This window comes from Celeribacter sp. ULVN23_4 (assembly GCF_054788345.1).
Window position 1 is genome coordinate 138,533 of the sequence record NZ_JBTVYO010000008.1, and the last position, 16,839, is coordinate 155,371.

Consider the following 16,839-nt stretch of genomic DNA (forward strand, 5'->3'; position numbering starts at 1 on the left):
AGAGATGAAAGGGCGACGCACTCACGCGCCCTGCCCTATCCCCCTCATGCCCGCCCGGCTTGGTGCCCAAGCTCGATCTGCACCACATCGCAACGCCCCGTCTCGAACGCCGCCGCGCATCCATCGAGATAAAACTGCCAACAGCGCAGGAAGCTTTCATCGTAGCCCAGACGACGAATGCGTTTCTCTTCCGCCATCATCCGTTCGGACCAGATACGACAGGTGCGAGCGTAATCCTTGCCAAACGCAAAGCTATCCTTGACCTCAAGCCCAGCGCGGCGGGCCTCCGCGCCCATGCTGGCGTTGCACAGGAGCATACCGCCGGGGAAGACGTGCTGACGGATGAAATCGGACCGGTTGCGATAGATCGAGAACTCCGCATCGGGCACGGTGATCGCCTGAATGACCGCACGACCGCCGGGGGCAAGACGCGCTTTGAGGGTTTCGAAATAGGCGGGCCAGTAGCGCTCTCCGACGGCTTCGATCATTTCGATGGAAACGATATTGTCGAACTGGCCGGTGACCTCGCGATAATCCTGAAGCCGGATCTCCGCCCGCCCGTCGAGCCGGGCATCGGCATAGCCCTTTTGCGAGGGCGACAGGGTGATCCCCGTCACGCGATGGCCGCGATCAGACGCTGCCTCTGCAAACCCGCCCCAACCGCAGCCGATCTCCAACAGGCTCTCGCCTTGCGAAAGCCGTGACAGGATACGGGCGTTCTTGCGCGCCTGTGCGGTTTCGAGATCATCGCCTTCGGCAAAAAGCGCCGAGGAATAGGTCATGCCGGGGTCAAGCCAGAGCTGGTAGAACTCATTGCCGACATCGTAATGCGCTCGGATATTGCGGGCCGAGCCGCGCAAGCTGTTGAGCCGCACGATCCGGTCCACAAGCCGCATCCCCGCGCTCTGAATGCGTCCCGGCTCCCCCCAATGCGACAGACGACTGAGGTTTTTCAACGCAAGCTTCAGCACATCTTCCAGCCGCGAGCTTTGCCATTCCCCGGCAATCCAGCCCTCGCCCAGTCCGACATCGCCTCGGAGCGCGAGACGCGGCAAGAGCTTCCAATCGCGGATGTGCAGATCGACCTCAGGCCCATCGGACCCAAAGCGATATTGCTCCCCTTCCGGCGTGATCAGGGTCAGGCGACCATAATCGATGCCTTCCAGCGCAGTCAGAAAACGGCTTTTCATGGAACGGGTGGCGAGGGTCATGAGGAAATCTCCGCATCGGGTGGGGTTGGGCGTTTGCGGTAGGCCGCGCCTTTGAGCTTGAGGCGCAACGCGTGCCAATAAATTTGTACAACCACGCTCAGCGCACCGCCGGGGCGACGCAGAGCGCTTTTGAGAATTTCTCGGTTGGTCAGGGGCTTGAGCGGCCCCGACATGGCGGTGTCTATGCCGCCATCGCCGTCAATTTGGCTGATCCGAATGGCGATTTTGTCGGAGCGCACCGACAGGTTGAAACGATACTCGCCCGCGATGTCTTGAAACGGCGAGACGTAAAAGACTTTCTCCGCCTTGAGCGGCGTGGTGGCCGTGATCGGCGCGAGATCGGGATGTGACAAAAGATAGCTGTGACGTTGGCGAAAAGTGTTGTTCACCTCCGCAATCACCGCGCGGAGCGTGTCGCCTTCGAGGATGAACCAAAAGCTCACCGGATTGAACCAATAGCCAAGAAACCGCGGCTGGGTCAGAAGCGCCAGCGTCAGCCCCTCGCGCGGCGTGATCCCGAGCTTTTTAAGCTGCTGCCACGCCCAAATGCTGCCCGTGCCCTTGCCCCTCTCTCCACCGTGATCGGCATCGTGAAAGGCGGTCAGGTTGAACCTGCCCCGTCCCATCAGACGCGGCAAATGGCACCATTCCGGCGACAGCAGAACAAAATCTGCACGAGAGCGGAAGGCATAGCGAAGGCTGTCGCGCCGCGCATGGGTCAGAGCTGCGGGCATGGTCAGCGCCTCCCCCGCACGCAGGCGCTCCGAGAGGGTCATAGCGTCACCTGAACCGGCAGCAATTGCCGCGCCACACGCTGCGCCGAGGCAAAGCCATCCTCATGGAATCCGTTGCGCAGCCATGCGCCTGTGAACCACGTGTTGCGATGACCTTGGCGAGCGGCGATCCGCTCCTGCGCCTTGATCGCAGCGCTGTCAAACAACGGGTGATCAAAGACTTTCTCGTCATAAATCAGACGCTCATCGATCTCCTGACCGGGGTTCAGGGAGACGAACATCGGATCGTCTTCGGGAATATTCTGCAGGCGGTTCATCCAATAGGTCACACCAACAGAATTGCCCGTCTGGTTGTGACTGACCCAAGAGCTCCAACACTTGCGCCGCCGGGGCATGACGCGCGTGTCGGCATGAAGCAGGGCGCGGTTCGGCTGGAACTTGATCGCAGACAGGTTCGCGCGTTCTTCTTCATCCGCGTCGCTCAACATCGAAAGTGCCTGATCGGAATGGCTGGCGAAGATCACATGATCGAAGAGCTCGTCTTCCCCGCCGAAAGCGCGCACAGACACGCCACCGTTTTGCCGGGAGACGGCCTTCACCGGCGTGCCGGGGCGCAGATCGACACCGCGCGCTTTGATCGCTTCCGTCAGGCGCGTCACATATGAGATCGAGCCGCCTTCAACGGTCCACCATTGGTAATGCCCCTTATGCGACATCAACCCGTGATTGCGCATGAAGCGGATAAGAGCGCGGGCCGGGAAGGTTCCGATATCGCTTTCCGGCGTGGACCAGATCGCGGCGCAAAACGGGAAGAGGTAGTGATCACGGAAGCGATGCCCGAGGCCCATCGAGGCGATCAACTCGGCAATGCTTGCCTCCGGCGCAGAGGCAAGGGCCCCCTCGGCCTCCGCGTTGAAACGGAAAATATCACGGAGCATGTTATAGAACCCCGGATCAACGATGTTTCGGCGTTGACCGAACAGCGAGCCGAGCGTGCGAAGCGCATATTCGACCCGGCCATTGTTCAGGGAGACGCCAAAGCTCATGTCGCTTTTCATGATCGGCACGTCGAGATCGCGAAACATCCCCGTCAGATGCGGGTAGTTGACGTGATTGAAGACGATAAATCCTGTATCAACAGGCTGGTTTCCGTTGCGCCCCGCCGTGATCGTGCGCGCGTGGCCGCCGAGACGTGGCTCCGCCTCAAAAAGCGTCACGTGATGGTCACGCCCCAAGAGCCAGGCCGATGCCAGACCGGAAATCCCGCCGCCAATAATTGCGATGCGCTGCGGCGCACCTTTGGAAACATCGAAGGGCATTGTCTTTCCTCTTAAGCTTTCAAAGAGATACGGTACGAAGGACCAATCGGATCAATCGCGAGAAAAAATAATTTTGAGTGATCCGAAGAGCGTAGCTGCGCGTATCTCTCCGCATGACAGGTACAGAAACACATTCTGCTCAGGGCGAAAGCTCTACGCTCTTGACGCAGCGCCCAGCGGCGTCAGACTGTCGTGTGAACGAGCGAAAGGTGGGTCACGTGGAAAAACCGAAGGACGATCCGTCCGAGTTGACCTCAGATCTGATCGCCGTCCGGGACAACCGGGATCGCGAGGCCTTCGGACGGTTATACGACTATTTCGCGCCGCGCCTCAAAGGCATGATGATCCGAGGCGGGCTGCGCGACGGCAGCGCCGAAGACGTGGTTCAGGACGTGATGCTGTCCGTCTGGAACAAGGCCGCGCAATTCGATCCGCATCGCGCTGAGGCCGCCGGTTGGATTTACGGCATAGCCCGAAACCGCCGTATCGACCTCGCCCGACGCAAGCCCTTGTCGCTCCCCGAGGAGCTACCTGAACCCGAGAGCCTTGAGCCCGACCAGACACAAGTGATCGCGCTTCAACAAGAATCCCGCCACCTGAGTGAGGCACTCGATCGCCTCGCCCCCGACCAAGCCGACGTGCTCCGTGCGGCTTACTTTGATGACATTTCCCAGAGCCAGATCAGCGCGCTGAAAGGATTGCCGCTTGGCACGATCAAATCGCGCATCCGGCTTGGGCTTGAACGCCTCAGACATGAACTGAGGGATATCGCACCATGACACAGATCCGACACCATATCTCCAATGATGTTCTCGACGCCTACCGTGCGGGAACCCTGCCCCATGCTTTTGCCGTGGTCGTTGCCGCGCATATCTCCATCTGTGATGAATGCCGCGCCGAGCTTGAGGCCAGCAACATGGTCGGGGGCGCTTTGCTTGCAGACGCGCCGCAATCCGACATGAGCGCGGGGGCCCGCGCGCGGCTGATGGACATGCTCGACACCCCACCCCCGCCTGCGCCCACACGCGGCTCCGGCGTCTTTCCGGCACCCGTGATGGAAGAACTCGACGGGCAACCGCCCCGCTGGCGCATGCTCGGCGGCGGCATCCGGCAGCAAATCCTGTCGGCTGACAAAACCGGCTCCCTGCGCCTTCTCTACATCCCCCCCGGAAGAGCCGTGCCCGAGCACAGCCACGGCGGTCTGGAACTGACGCTTGTGTTGCAGGGCAGCTTCTCTGACAGCGAGGGCAGCTTTGCCCGAGGCGATGTTGAGACCGCCTATGACGATCTGGACCACCAACCGATCGCGGGTGCGGGTGCGCCCTGTATCTGTCTTGCGGCGACCGACGCGCCTCTGCGTTTCCGTTCGATGGTGCCGCGTCTGTTGCAGCCGATTTTCCGGATCTGAGCCATGTCTTTCGCGGGAAAACGCATTTGGATCATCGGCGCCAGCGCCGGGATTGGCGCGTGCCTTGCACGGGCTCTGGCCGCTCAAGGCGCGGAACTTGTGCTGTCTGCGCGAAGTCGAGCCCCGCTAGAGGCTTTGGCGGAGGAGATCGGCGGCGCGCAGATCGAGCCGCTTGACCTGGCAGAGCGCGACACGCTTGTGTCCGTCACTGACAAGCTTGCCAGTGAACGCCCGTTTGACGCCGTGATCTGCACAGCCGCACTTTACGATCCGGCCCGCGTGGCCGATCTCGACCCGGAGCGCACCGAAGCGATGGTGCGTGTCAATCTCCTCGGAATGCTCGATGTAGCCCGCCTCTGTCCGCCGCTGATTGAAGACGGTGGGCAACTTGTGCTCTTCGGCTCGGTCGCAGGGTATTTCGGCTTGCCCGGCGGACAGCCTTATTCCGCGACCAAGGCCGCGATCAACAATCTGGCGGAGACGCTTGTGGTGGAGCTTGCGCCGCGTGTGCGCGTGCGCCTTGTCTGTCCGGGCTTTGTCCGCACCCGGCTAACGGAAAAGAACGACTTCGACATGCCCGCCGCGATCTCTCCCGAAGAGGCCGCAGATGCAGTCCTTCACGGCATGGAAAAGCGCGGGTTTGAAATCCATTTCCCGCGCCGTTTTACGTTGTTCATCAAGCTGTTGAGAGCGCTTCCTTATGCGCTCTCGCTCCGCCTCACCCGGCGGATTGGCTGAGACTGAGGCCTCACCCGAACCGGCTCAGCACCGCAACACCGGCCCATGCAGCAAAGCCCGTCAACGCCGTACCCCAAAGGCTGTCGATGATGACTTGCTTCCACGACCACGCCGCCAAGGTGGCGTAATTTGTCATCTCATAAGTACCGTAGCACATCAGCCCCAGCACCATCCCGCCAATCAAAGCCTGCATCGGCGCACCGGATTTCAGAGCAGGGAGGGAGACCAGCCACAAAATCCCCGCCACATAGGCGAGATAAAACAGGGCGGCAGGTCCGAGGCGCAGCGGCTCGGCCAAGAGATGCCCGACGTGGCGCTCGAAAACCGGGCGGATCAAGTAGCGGATGCCTAGGACATCGAGGCCCAAAAAGACCACGGTGGTCACGATATAAAGCAGCGCCGTTTGCATCATCGGATTGTAGCTCCTGTTCCTCTCAGCAGTCTGAGTGGATACGCGGGCCGCAGCACTTCGGATCACTTTTGGAGCGGTCATCAGAATGCAAAAAGAGCGCGCCGCCAGTTAAAACCAGAGACACACCCTTTTGTTTTCGCACTGACTTTGCTCAGCCCAGAACCGATGTCACGGCCTTCACCGTTGCATCGACCACCCTGTCTGCATCCTCTTGCGACAGGCAGAAAGGCGGCGCGAAGCCGAGGATATCGCCCTGCGGCATAGCGCGTCCGATAACGCCGTTGCACAGGAGTGCGCCGGCCAAGGCATAGCCGATTTTGTCATTCGGATCGAAGAAGGTTCGGCTGTCGCGGTCTTTCACGAATTCCACCGCGCACATCATACCTTCGCCGCGGATGTCGCCGACATTCGGGTGATCGCCCAACGCATCTTTCATCGCGTCGTTGAAGTATTTACCGACACTGCCCGCGTTCTGGATCAGAGCCAGTTCATCGAGAAGTTTCAGGTTCGCAACACCCGCCGCCGCGCCGATCGGGTGGGCGGAATAGGTCCAACCGTGGCCGATGGGACCGTTCTCATCGGTGCCCTGCTCCAGCACCTTCCACATCTTGTCCGACACGATGGACCCAGAGAGCGGCGCATAGGCCGAGGTGAGGCCTTTGGCGATGGTGATCAGGTCAGGCTTCATGCCGTAATGCTCGGAGCCAAACATCGTCCCGAGACGGCCAAAGCCGGTGACGACCTCGTCCGCGACCAGAAGAATATCGTGTTTGTTCAACACCTTCTGGATCGCATCCCAATAGCCCGCAGGCGGCGGGACGATGCCGCCCGTCCCCAGAACAGGCTCACCGATAAAGGCCGCGATGCTGTCTGCGCCTTCGGCCTCAATCAGCGCTTCGAGTTTGGCAACGCAATCAGCGACAAAGGCCTCTTCCGACATGTCGAGATCAGCGCGGCGGAAATAGAACGGCGCTTCTGTGTGGATCACGCGGTCCAGCGGCAGGTCGAATTTCTTCTGGAAGGCCTCAAGCCCAGTCAGCGAACCGGTCATCAGACCGGAACCGTGATAGCCGCGATGGCGCGAGATGATCTTTTTCTTCTCGGAACGACCTAAGATATTGTTATAATACCAAATAAGTTTGATGTTGGTTTCATTGGCGTCAGAGCCGGACATGCCGAAATAAACCTTCGACATATGATCCGGCGCGCGGTCGAGCACCATTTTCGCGAGCGTAATCGAGGCCTCTGTGCCGTGGCCGACATAGGCGTGGTAATAGGCCAGCTCGCGGGCCTGATCGGCGATGGCTTCAGCGATTTCCTGACGCCCGTAACCCACGTTCACACAGTAAAGCCCGGCAAAAGCATCGAGCAATTCCGTGCCGTCACGGTCCACAATATGCACCCCATGCGCGGTTTTGATCACCCGGCTCGGCGTCTCACCACGGGCGTGTTGGGCCAGATGTGTGGACGGGTGAAAGAAGTTTTCGCGATCCCATTTCGAGAGCTGATCATTCGTCAACATAAGCTGTTTTCCTCTGTCGGCATTGTGTCGGACTTGCGTCGGACTTCTGTCGGGCACCTCGCCCTGTCACGTCAGACGCCTCTCACGTCCATGAATTCCTGCATCCCGCGCGCTGAGAGAATTGCCAAAAGCGCGCTGTCTTTGCGGCATGTGATCAAAGCCGCATCAAAAATCCGATCTAAGCCAAATTTCATAAGGAGCTCCCGCTGATTTTGATTGACGCAGCAAATGGGCTTGGCCCAGATGATGTATACAACAGGAAATAAACTGGCGAATTGTCAAGCCCAAGACCCGAACATTACCCTTCTTTATCGTGAGTCATCGCAAAAGACTTCCGCGCAGACGTAAATGTTGTGCACAAGACAAGAGGACGACATGCCCATCCAGAACGCCCCTTTCTCCCGCGCCGAGTATGACCGCCGCATTTGCCTGACCCGCACATCCATGGCCGAGGCCGGGATTGACGTCCTCTTCGTGACGAACCCTTCCAATCAGTACTGGCTCACGGGCTATGACGGCTGGTCGTTTTACGTCCACCAAGGCGTCATCCTTCCGATGGAAGGCGATCCGATCTGGTGGGGCCGCGCGATGGATGGCAATGGCGCCAAGCGCACGGTCTGGATGGAAGACGCGAACATCACCTCCTATTCGGACAGCTATATTCAGGCGACGGACATCCACCCGATGGAAGACCTCGCCGCGCGCCTTCGGGACATGGGATATGGCGGCAAGCGCATCGGCGTCGAGATGGAGACCTATTACTTTACCGCCCGCGCCTATGCCGTGATGGAAAAGGAGCTGCCCAACGCCACGCTGGTCGACGCAACGACATTGGTGAATTGGAACAGGTTGATCAAATCCAACGAAGAGCTGGCCTTTATGCGCCGCGCAGCGCGGATTTCTGAACTGGTGATCGGCCGCGCGATGGAACTGGCGGAACCGGGCATGCGCAAGCACGATCTGGTGGGCGAGTTGTACAAGACCTCTGTGCAGGGCGAAGAGGACAGCTGGGGCGACTATCCGGCCATCGTGCCGATGTTGCCCTCGGGCGAAGATGCCTCCGCCCCACATCTGACATGGAATGGAGAGGCATTGAAAAAGGGCGAGGCCACGTTCATCGAACAATCGGGATGCTACCGCCGCTACCATGCGCCACTGTGCCGGACGCTCTTCCTTGGCAAGCCGCCGAGCTTCATGACCGACGCCGCCGAGGCCTTGGCGGATGGGCTCAGCGCCGGGATTGACGAGGCTCGCCCCGGCAACCGCGCGGGAGACATTGCCCGAGCGCTGGATGCCGAACTCATCAAGGTGGGGATCGAGCGGACGGATCGGTGCGGCTATGCCGTCGGCCTCTCCTACCCGCCGGATTGGGGCGAGCATACCGTGTCCTTGCGCGCCTCCGATGAAACCGTGCTCCAGCCGGGCATGACATTCCACTTCATGCCGGGACTTTGGATGGATGATTGGGGCATGGAAATGACCGAGACCATCCTGATCCGCGAAGACGGCCCGGCAGAGACGCTCTGCAACGTGCCGCGCAAGCTTTATGTGAAGGACTGATCATGTCAGACCTTGAACGGTGCCGCGATATTCTGGGCGATCTGATCGCTTTTCCGACGATTTCGTCCGACAGCAACCTTTCCGCGATCTCATACATCGCGGAAAGGTTGGAAGATGCAGGCGCGCGGGTCGAAGTCTTGTCTGATGAGAGCGGCCAGAAAGCCAACCTCTTCGCCACGCTCGGGCCGGAACGCGCGGGCGGCTTGGCCCTGTCCGGGCATACGGATGTGGTGCCGGTCGCGGATCAGCCTTGGATCAGCGATCCGTTTCAGATGGTGGAGCGGGACGGCAAACTTTACGGGCGTGGCGCCTGTGACATGAAAGGCTTCATCGCCACCTGCCTCGCCAAGCTGGACACGCTCAAAACCGCCGCGACAGAGCGCCCGATCCATTTCGCCTTTACCCATGACGAAGAAGTCGGCTGCCTCGGCGCGCGTGATCTTGTGGAGGTGTTGCGGGCACGGGACATCCGCCCCGCCATGGCGCTGATCGGGGAGCCAACCGAGATGCGGGTGATCGAGGGGCACAAGGGCTGTTGCGAATACACCGTAAGCTTTACCGGCGCTGAGGGGCATAGCTCCGCCCCAGAGAAAGGCGTGAACGCGGTAGAATATGCGGCGCGCTACATCAACCGGTTGCTGGAACTGCGTCAGGCGTTGATCGCGCGCACGCCGGCAGGCTCGCGCTTTGAGCCACCCTATACGACGATCAACATCGGCGGGCTGAAAGGCGGTCATGCGCATAATGTGATTGCAGGCAAAGCGGTGCTGGAATGGGAAATGCGGCCCGTGGTGCAGGACGACATGGATTTCGTAAAACGTGAGGTTGCCACCTATGTCGGCGATGTGCTTTTGCCGGACATGCAGAAGGTCGCGGCGCAGTCCGAGATTTCGACCGCGGTGATCGGCGAGGTCGCGGGGCTTACGCCGATGGATGAGAACGCCGCGCGCGATCTGCTGTTCAGGTTGACCGGGGCCAATCGGGCGGACGTGGTGCCCTTCGGCACCGAAGCGGGCCTGTTCCAACAAATCGGCATGCAGGCCGTGATTTGTGGCCCCGGCTCTATTGATCAGGCGCACAAACCAGACGAATATATCGCGCTTGATCAGCTCAAGCAGTCTTTGGCCATGCTGGATCGGTTGGGAGAAATATACGGTGGATGATACAGTTGACGACGCGCTGCGTGATCCCCTGACAGCTGAAGAACCGCTGAACGCGCGACAAAGGCTCGATAAAATTCACGACGCCATTCGCAGCCGGATTTGCCTGTTAGAATATCTGCCAGGGATGAAACTGTCGGAGACGGAGCTGGCGACAGAATTCGGCGTCTCGCGCACGCCGCTCCGCCGCGTGTTGGCACGGCTTGAGGACGAGGGGCTGGTGACTTCTGTGCACGGCGTCGGCACGATGGTCACCGACATGGATATGACCGAACTGGCGCAGGTTTATCGGTTGCGCAAGGAATTGGTGCTCCTGCAGACCTCGCTGGATGCCCGCACGCCCTCCCCCGATCTGATTTCCCGGATCGAAGCGCTTCTGACGCGGGCGGAGGCGCTCAAAACATCTCCCTCGGCCAAGGAATTCTCGATGCTCGATCGGGACATGTTTCTGACGCTTCTTGAACTCACCGAGAACCAGCCACTGCGCATGATGTCGGAACGGCTATATTTCCGCACCGCGCGGATTTGGCTGCAACAGGTCACCGCCTCGCGCATCGATCTGATGCAAGAGATCGAGATTTACGCGCGGGAGGTGACCGACCTCCTCGACGCTCTGAAACTTGGCGACCTGGACGCGGTCGGACATATGCGGCGTGGCCATATCTCGCTGAGTTTCGCACGCATGCAGAAATAAGCGGGACCACCACTGACGGCGGACGCACACATTCCAAGCACAGAATGTTGTTTTTCTTGCGTGGGATGCGAAGACTTAGCCTCATTTTTGGGCGGAAGTCAGGAAGTAGACGCGGCACAACCACACAGGAGCGAGCCAGCGTTGACAGTTTGCGGAAAAAATTAAATCAAATGGTCTAAGTTTCGTTCAAAGTTCGCGAAGAAACATCTGACAGACGAACGTCCAAGAGGGGATCAAACATGACCAAACACGCAACGCGCCTTACCCACTCCCGGCGCAGTTTTCTGAAAGCCAGCGCCGCAGGCGCGCTCCTGACCGCGCCTTTCGCCAAAGCCGCACTGGCCGCTGGGGAAGGCCCGCTGAAAGTCGCGGGGATTTACACCGTACCCGTGGAACAGCAATGGGTGAGCCGTATCCATATCGCCGCCGTCGCAGCGCAGGAACGCGGCGATATCGAATACACCTACTCGGAAAACACCGCCAACACCGACTATCCGCGCGTGATGCGTGAATATGCCGAACAGGGCTATGACCTCATCGTCGGCGAAATTTTCGGCGTCGAACAGGAAGCCCGCGAAGTGGCCGCCGACTACCCGGACACTGCCTTCCTGATGGGTTCGTCCTTCAAGGAAGACGCCTCTGTCCCGAACCTCTCAGTCTTCGACAACTATATCCAAGACGCTTCCTACCTGTCCGGCATCATCGCGGGTGCGATGTCCAAATCCGGCAATATCGGCATGGTCGGCGGCTTCCCAATCCCCGAGGTGAACCGCCTGATGCACGCCTTCATGGCGGGCGCCAAGGAAATGAACCCGGAGATGAAATTCCAAGTCTCCTTTATCGGCAGCTGGTTCGATCCGCCCAAGGCGAAAGAAACCGCATATGCAATGATCGATAACGGCTCCGACATGCTTTACGCCGAACGCTTTGGCGTCTCGGACGCGGCAAAGGAAAAGGGCGTTCTGGCAATCGGCAACGTGATCGACACCCAGAGCGATTACCCGGAGACCGTCGTCGCCTCCGCACTGTGGCATTTCGAACCGACGCTCGACGCCGCCATCGCCAAGGTCAAAGCGGGCAGCTTCACCGCCGAGGATTACGGTCTCTATTCCTTCATGAAAGAGGGCGGCTGCTCGCTTGCCCCCTATGGCACCTTCGAGGGCAAAATCCCGCAAGAGGCGCTTGATCTCGTGGCGACGCGCATGGAGGAGATCAAATCCGGTGCCTTCACCGTCGAGATCAACGACGAAGAGCCGAAGTCCGCGTAAATGCAGGACGAAAAGACAGTCGCAGGACAGGCAAAACCTGTCCTGCGGATGACGGACATCACCAAGCGCTTTGGCGCGGTGACAGCCAATGAAGACGTGAGCTTTACCCTGCATCAGGGTGAAGTCATTGCGCTTTTAGGCGAGAACGGCGCGGGCAAGACGACGCTGATGAACATCCTGTTCGGGCAATACGCGCCCGATCACGGCAGCGTCGAAGTGTTCGGCGAAACCCTGCCCCGCGGCAATCCCCGTGCCGCGCTTTCGGCGGGCGTCGGTATGGTGCATCAGCATTTCACCCTCGCGAACAACCTCACCGTCTGGGAAAATATCGCGCTTGGCACGCAGCCTCTGGGCAAGCTGAGCCTGTCGCCTGCGGCGGTCCGCGCCAAGATCACGGAGCTGGCGCAAAGGTTCCACCTTAAGGTTGATCCGAACGCCAAAGTCGGGCGGCTCACGGTTGGCGAGCGCCAGCGGGTCGAGATTCTCAAGGCGCTCTATCGCAATTCCCGCATTCTCATTCTCGACGAGCCCACCGCCGTTCTGACACCTCAGGAGACCGACGATCTTTTCGCGACCCTGCGCGAGGCTGTGGCACTGGGACTGTCGATCATTTTCATCTCTCACAAGCTGCACGAGGTTATGGCGATCTCGCACCGGATTCTAGTGCTGCGCCACGGCAAACTTGTGGCCGAGCGCTCTGTCGAAGAGACCAACCGCGAAGAGCTTGCCGCGCTCATGGTCGGCAGCGAGGTCAACGCGCCGGATATTCCCGCGATGCCTGCGGGCCCGGCCCTCCTCTCCCTGCGCGATGTGCATGCCGAGGGGCTTGATGGCGTCACGCTTGATCTTCCGGCGGGTCAGATCACCGGGCTGGCGGGCGTCTCCGGCAACGGGCAATCCGCGCTGTTCGATCTCATCTCCGGTTTGAACCCGGTGCAATCGGGCAGCTTCACCATTCTTGGCGACACGCCGCGACACTGGTCTCCCCGCGCGGCGCTGGCCTCCGGGGTTGGACGCATTCCCGAGGACCGTCACGCGACCGGGTCCATCGCGGATTTCGACCTGACGGAGAACGCGATCCTTGAGACCTATGCCACGAAATTCTCCCGCAAGGGCTGGATGCGCTGGGGCAAGGCGCGCATGGCGACGAAACATCTGATCGAAACCTACGACGTGCGCTGTCCCGGCCCCGCGACGCGCATTCGCCTTTTGTCTGGCGGCAATATGCAAAAACTCATTCTCGGGCGGGTTCTGGAAGAAGCGCCGAAGATCATCCTCGCGAACCAGCCGGTGCGCGGGCTTGATATTGGCGCGGTGAACTATGTCCACGGACGCCTCGCCGCCGCGCGCGAAGCCGGGGCCGCCGTCCTGTTGATTTCCGAAGATCTCGAAGAGATCATGACCCTCTCCGACCGCATCCATGTGATCTCTGAAGGCCGCCTCAGCCCGGCCTTTGCCCGTGGCAGTGTGACGCCTGCCGAATTGGGCAAATGGATGGCGGGCGACGGAGAGACGGAGGGCAGTCATGCGGCTTGAACCCGTCACCAACGCCAGCCCGGTGCGCAAAGTCTTGCCGCCCGCTCTGGCGATCCTCACCTCTTTCGTGGTCGCGGCACTTTTGGCGCTGATCGCGGGGGGCGACCCTCTCGCGGTCTTCGGATTGATCTTCAAAGGCGCGCTGGGATCGAAATTCGCCCTACTGGAGACGCTCAACCGCGCCACGCCCCTGATCTTCACAGGACTGGCCGTCGCCGTCGCCTTCCGGGCAAAGCTCTGGAACATCGGGGCGGAAGCGCAGTTCTATGCGGGCGCGGTCGTCACGGCGGCGCTCGGAACCGGGGTGATCGGGCTCAGTTCGGTCTTTCTCCTGCCCGTGCTCGCGATCACTTCGGCGCTGGCCGGGGCGTTCGTGTTGCTCATCCCGGCCCTGCTCAAGACCCGTTTCAAAGTCGATGAGGTGGTGACGACGCTGTTGTTCAACTTCATCTTTCTGCTGTTTGTCTCCTACCTTCTGGAAGGCCCGCTCAAAGATCCGATGGGCATGGGCTGGCCGAAATCTCCGCGCCTCATTCCCGAAGCGCGGCTTCCTCGAATCGTCGAGGGGCTGCGGCTCCATTGGGGCTTTGCACTGGCGCTGATCTGCGCGGTGGCACTCTATGTGATCGACCGCAAAACCACGCTGGGCTTTGAAATGCGGGCGGTCGGGCAGAATGTCGAAGCGGCGCGTTTCGCGGGCATCCCCGTCACGCGGGTGATCCTCAAAACCGCACTGCTTTCCGGCGGTCTCGCGGCCCTTGGCGGCTTCTCCGAAGTGGCGGGCCTCAAAGGCTCTCTGACGCTCGATATCAGCCCCGGCTTTGGTTACACCGGCATCGTTGTCGCGATGCTGGCGCTTCTCAACCCTCTGGGCGTTGTCGCAGCCGCGCTGTTTGTCGCCACAATTTTCGTCGGAGCCGACAGTATGAGCCGCGCCATCGGCGTGCCGACCTATCTCGCGGACATCATGCTGGCCTCGGCGCTTCTGATGATGGTGTTGGCGATCCTGTTCACCAAGTTTCGGATCAGGAGGGACTGATGGACATCATCGATATCCTGCTGTCGGTCTCCTTCTGGGCCGCCGCGATCCGCATCGCCTCGCCGCTGATCTTCGCCACGATGGGCGAACTGATCTGCGAGCGGGCGGGTGTTTTGAACCTCGGGATCGAAGGCATCATGGTCGCGGGCGCTTTCGCGGGTTGGTTCGCGGTGCTCTCCGGCCTGCCGCTCTGGGCGGGCGTCGGCGTGGCGCTTCTGGTCGGGATGGCCTTTGGCTTTCTCCACGCGGTGCTCTCCGTCCCCTTCGGCCTCTCGCAGCACGTCGTCGGCGTGGGGGTAACGCTTTTTGCCACCTCGACGACCTTCTTCACCTACCGCGTTGCTTTGCCGGAAGTCTCGTCGCCGCCGAAAATCACCGCGTTTCAGCCGGTCGAAATTCCGCTCCTGTCTGACATCCCGCTTCTGGGTCAGGCTCTGTTCAACCAGACGCCCCTGACCTACGCGGCCTTTGTCACAGTCGCCCTAACAGCCTTTGTCCTCTACCGCACACCTCTCGGCCTTGCGGTGCGCGCGGCGGGCGAAAGCCCCTCGGCGGTGACGGCACAGGGGCTGTCCGTGACAATGATCCGCATGGGCGCGGTGATTGTCGGCAGCGGGTTCATGGCCGTCGGCGGCGCCTTTCTCACCATGTCCGCCTTCGACAGTTTCTTCTTCGAAATGGTTGGCGGGCGTGGCTGGATCTGTATCGCGCTCGTCGTGTTCGGCGCGTGGAAACCGGGCAAGGCGATGCTGGGCGCGATCCTGTTTGCCGCGTTTGATGCGCTGCAAATCCGCTTGCAACAGACGGGTGTCGGCGCGGTTGTGCCGTATCAGGTGTTCCTGATGATGCCCTATGCCCTGTCCATTCTGGCGCTTGTTCTGATGTCGCGCCGGGCCGAGGTGCCTGCCGCCCTGATGGTGCCGTTCAATAAAGGAGAAAGATGATGTTCGACCTGATCGTGAAGGGCGGCACCCTGCCGGACGGAACCGTGGCCGACATCGCCATCACAGGCAGCAAGATCGCCGAGATCGCCCCCACAATCGAGGGTGAGGCGCGCGAAGTCATTGACGCCAGCGGCGATCTCATCGCCCCGCCGTTCGTGGACCCGCATTTCCATTTGGACGCGACGCTGTCTTACGGCCTTCCCCGGCTCAACCGCTCCGGCACGCTTTTGGAAGGCATCTCGCTTTGGGGCGAGTTGCGGGACATCGCGACGGTCGAGGAAATGGTCGAACGCGCGCTGCAATATTGCGATTGGGCCGCCTCGATGGGCCTTCTGGCCATCCGCAGCCATGTCGATACGACGCCCGACCATCTCAACACCGTCACCGCGATGTTGGAGGTGAAGGAGAAGGTCAAGGATTACATAGACCTACAGCTCGTTGCTTTCCCGCAAGACGGTCTCTACCGCGCGCCGAACGGGCGCGAGAACCTGATCCGCGCGCTCGACATGGGCGTCGATGTGGTCGGCGGCATTCCACATTTCGAGCGCAGCATGCAAGCCGGGGCCGAGAGCGTCCGTGACCTCTGCGAGATTGCCGCAGACCGTGGCCTGCCCGTCGATCTGCATTGCGACGAGACCGACGATCCGATGAGCCGCCACATCGAGACATTGGCCTTCGAGACCACCCGCCTCGGCCTTCAGGGCCGCGTGGTCGGCTCGCACCTGACCTCGATGCATTCGATGGACAATTACTATGTCTCAAAGCTCCTGCCGCTGATGGCGGAGGCCGAGATTTCGGCCATTCCGAACCCGCTGATCAACATCGTTTTGCAAGGCCGCCACGACACGTTCCCGAAACGCCGCGGCCTCACGCGCGTGCGCGAGATGCAAGCGACAGGCATCCGTGTCGGCTGGGGTCAGGACTGCGTGCTCGACCCGTGGTATTCGCTTGGCACGGCGGACATGCTGGACGTCGCCTTCATGGGGATGCATGTCGCGCAGATGACGCACCCGGATGAAATGGCCCGCTGTTTCACGATGGTGACGGAAACCAACGCGTCGATCATCGGCCTTGAAGGCTACGGGCTTTACAAAGGGGCAACCGCCTCGCTTGTGGTGCTGGACGCCGACGGTCCCGTCGATGCGCTCCGTCTGCGCCCTGCTCGTTTGGCGGTGGTCTCAAAAGGCAAGGTGATCTCGACCACACCGCGTCAGGACGCGACGCTTATGATGAGCGGACGCCCGGACAGTGTCCGCCGCCGCGCGCCTCGTCGGTGAAATTGTCTTTGATTTCG

Annotated in this window: 17 protein-coding genes; 11 read left to right on the forward strand and 6 right to left on the reverse strand. The window is 60.7% G+C overall.

Annotated elements, in window-relative coordinates; genetic code table 11:
- Nucleotides 1–44: 44 nt before the first annotated feature.
- From ACYBHZ_RS16275 to ACYBHZ_RS16285, 3 genes are read right to left on the reverse strand one after another with little or no spacing between them, the layout of a single operon-like run.
- On the reverse strand, nucleotides 45–1,211 hold the full coding sequence (locus ACYBHZ_RS16275; protein ID WP_460275346.1) for a class I SAM-dependent methyltransferase: 1,167 nt from the start codon (nucleotides 1,209–1,211) through the stop codon (nucleotides 45–47).
- On the reverse strand, nucleotides 1,208–1,987 hold the full coding sequence (locus ACYBHZ_RS16280) for a DUF1365 domain-containing protein (RefSeq protein ID WP_460275347.1): 780 nt from the start codon (nucleotides 1,985–1,987) through the stop codon (nucleotides 1,208–1,210). The genes ACYBHZ_RS16275 and ACYBHZ_RS16280 overlap by 4 nt, the downstream gene beginning before the upstream one ends.
- A complete protein-coding gene (locus ACYBHZ_RS16285) occupies nucleotides 1,984–3,264 on the reverse strand; it encodes an NAD(P)/FAD-dependent oxidoreductase (RefSeq protein WP_460275348.1) in 1,281 nt (426 codons plus the stop codon). Before ACYBHZ_RS16285 ends, ACYBHZ_RS16280 begins: the two co-directional genes overlap by 4 nt.
- Nucleotides 3,265–3,482: 218 nt before the next feature.
- Here ACYBHZ_RS16285 and ACYBHZ_RS16290 point away from each other — a divergent pair, with 218 nt between their 5' ends.
- The 3 genes from ACYBHZ_RS16290 to ACYBHZ_RS16300 are packed head-to-tail and all read left to right on the forward strand — an operon-like array spanning nucleotide 3,483 to nucleotide 5,410.
- The gene (locus ACYBHZ_RS16290; protein WP_460275349.1) at nucleotides 3,483–4,043 is read left to right on the forward strand and encodes a sigma-70 family RNA polymerase sigma factor; all 561 of its coding nucleotides are present in this window, start codon (nucleotides 3,483–3,485) and stop codon (nucleotides 4,041–4,043) included.
- A complete protein-coding gene (locus ACYBHZ_RS16295) occupies nucleotides 4,040–4,672 on the forward strand; it encodes a ChrR family anti-sigma-E factor (RefSeq protein WP_460275350.1) in 633 nt (210 codons plus the stop codon). Before ACYBHZ_RS16290 ends, ACYBHZ_RS16295 begins: the two co-directional genes overlap by 4 nt.
- A gap of 3 nt (nucleotides 4,673–4,675) precedes the next feature.
- On the forward strand, nucleotides 4,676–5,410 hold the full coding sequence (locus ACYBHZ_RS16300; RefSeq protein WP_460275351.1) for an SDR family NAD(P)-dependent oxidoreductase: 735 nt from the start codon (nucleotides 4,676–4,678) through the stop codon (nucleotides 5,408–5,410).
- 10 nt (nucleotides 5,411–5,420) lie between these two features.
- Here the strand turns inward: ACYBHZ_RS16300 and ACYBHZ_RS16305 are convergent, their stop codons facing one another.
- The 3 genes from ACYBHZ_RS16305 to ACYBHZ_RS16315 form a co-directional block, all read right to left on the reverse strand.
- Nucleotides 5,421–5,819 carry a DUF2177 family protein gene (locus ACYBHZ_RS16305; protein ID WP_460275409.1) on the reverse strand — a complete coding sequence of 133 codons (399 nt, stop codon included), beginning with the start codon at nucleotides 5,817–5,819 and terminating at the stop codon, nucleotides 5,421–5,423.
- Between the two features lie 154 nt (nucleotides 5,820–5,973).
- Nucleotides 5,974–7,344, reverse strand: coding sequence for an aminotransferase (locus ACYBHZ_RS16310; RefSeq protein WP_460275352.1), 1,371 nt, complete (start codon nucleotides 7,342–7,344; stop codon nucleotides 5,974–5,976).
- Between the two features lie 71 nt (nucleotides 7,345–7,415).
- Nucleotides 7,416–7,538: a hypothetical protein gene (locus ACYBHZ_RS16315; RefSeq protein WP_460275353.1), complete on the reverse strand. Its 123-nt coding sequence runs from the start codon at nucleotides 7,536–7,538 to the stop codon at nucleotides 7,416–7,418.
- 181 nt (nucleotides 7,539–7,719) lie between these two features.
- Between ACYBHZ_RS16315 and ACYBHZ_RS16320 the strand changes: the two genes are divergently transcribed.
- The 8 genes from ACYBHZ_RS16320 (at nucleotide 7,720) to ACYBHZ_RS16355 (ending at nucleotide 16,822) form a co-directional block, all read left to right on the forward strand.
- Nucleotides 7,720–8,904, forward strand: coding sequence for a M24 family metallopeptidase (locus tag ACYBHZ_RS16320; protein ID WP_460275354.1), 1,185 nt, complete (start codon nucleotides 7,720–7,722; stop codon nucleotides 8,902–8,904).
- Nucleotides 8,905–8,906: 2 nt separating this feature from the next.
- Nucleotides 8,907–10,067, forward strand: coding sequence for an acetylornithine deacetylase (argE, locus tag ACYBHZ_RS16325; RefSeq protein WP_460275355.1), 1,161 nt, complete (start codon nucleotides 8,907–8,909; stop codon nucleotides 10,065–10,067).
- Nucleotides 10,060–10,758 carry a GntR family transcriptional regulator gene (locus tag ACYBHZ_RS16330; RefSeq protein WP_460275356.1) on the forward strand — a complete coding sequence of 233 codons (699 nt, stop codon included), beginning with the start codon at nucleotides 10,060–10,062 and terminating at the stop codon, nucleotides 10,756–10,758. The genes argE and ACYBHZ_RS16330 overlap by 8 nt, the downstream gene beginning before the upstream one ends.
- A 239-nt stretch (nucleotides 10,759–10,997) precedes the next feature.
- Nucleotides 10,998–12,026, forward strand: coding sequence for a BMP family protein (locus tag ACYBHZ_RS16335; RefSeq protein WP_460275357.1), 1,029 nt, complete (start codon nucleotides 10,998–11,000; stop codon nucleotides 12,024–12,026).
- Nucleotides 12,027–13,562, forward strand: coding sequence for an ABC transporter ATP-binding protein (locus ACYBHZ_RS16340; RefSeq protein ID WP_460275358.1), 1,536 nt, complete (start codon nucleotides 12,027–12,029; stop codon nucleotides 13,560–13,562). It begins immediately after the preceding gene.
- Nucleotides 13,552–14,601 carry an ABC transporter permease gene (locus ACYBHZ_RS16345; protein WP_460275359.1) on the forward strand — a complete coding sequence of 350 codons (1,050 nt, stop codon included), beginning with the start codon at nucleotides 13,552–13,554 and terminating at the stop codon, nucleotides 14,599–14,601. Before ACYBHZ_RS16340 ends, ACYBHZ_RS16345 begins: the two co-directional genes overlap by 11 nt.
- Nucleotides 14,601–15,545 (forward strand): ABC transporter permease, encoded by a 945-nt coding sequence (locus tag ACYBHZ_RS16350; protein ID WP_460275361.1) that lies wholly within the window; start codon nucleotides 14,601–14,603, stop codon nucleotides 15,543–15,545. The genes ACYBHZ_RS16345 and ACYBHZ_RS16350 overlap by 1 nt, the downstream gene beginning before the upstream one ends.
- On the forward strand, nucleotides 15,545–16,822 hold the full coding sequence (locus ACYBHZ_RS16355) for an amidohydrolase family protein (RefSeq protein WP_460275362.1): 1,278 nt from the start codon (nucleotides 15,545–15,547) through the stop codon (nucleotides 16,820–16,822). The genes ACYBHZ_RS16350 and ACYBHZ_RS16355 overlap by 1 nt, the downstream gene beginning before the upstream one ends.
- The last annotated feature ends 17 nt before the right edge of the window (nucleotides 16,823–16,839 follow it).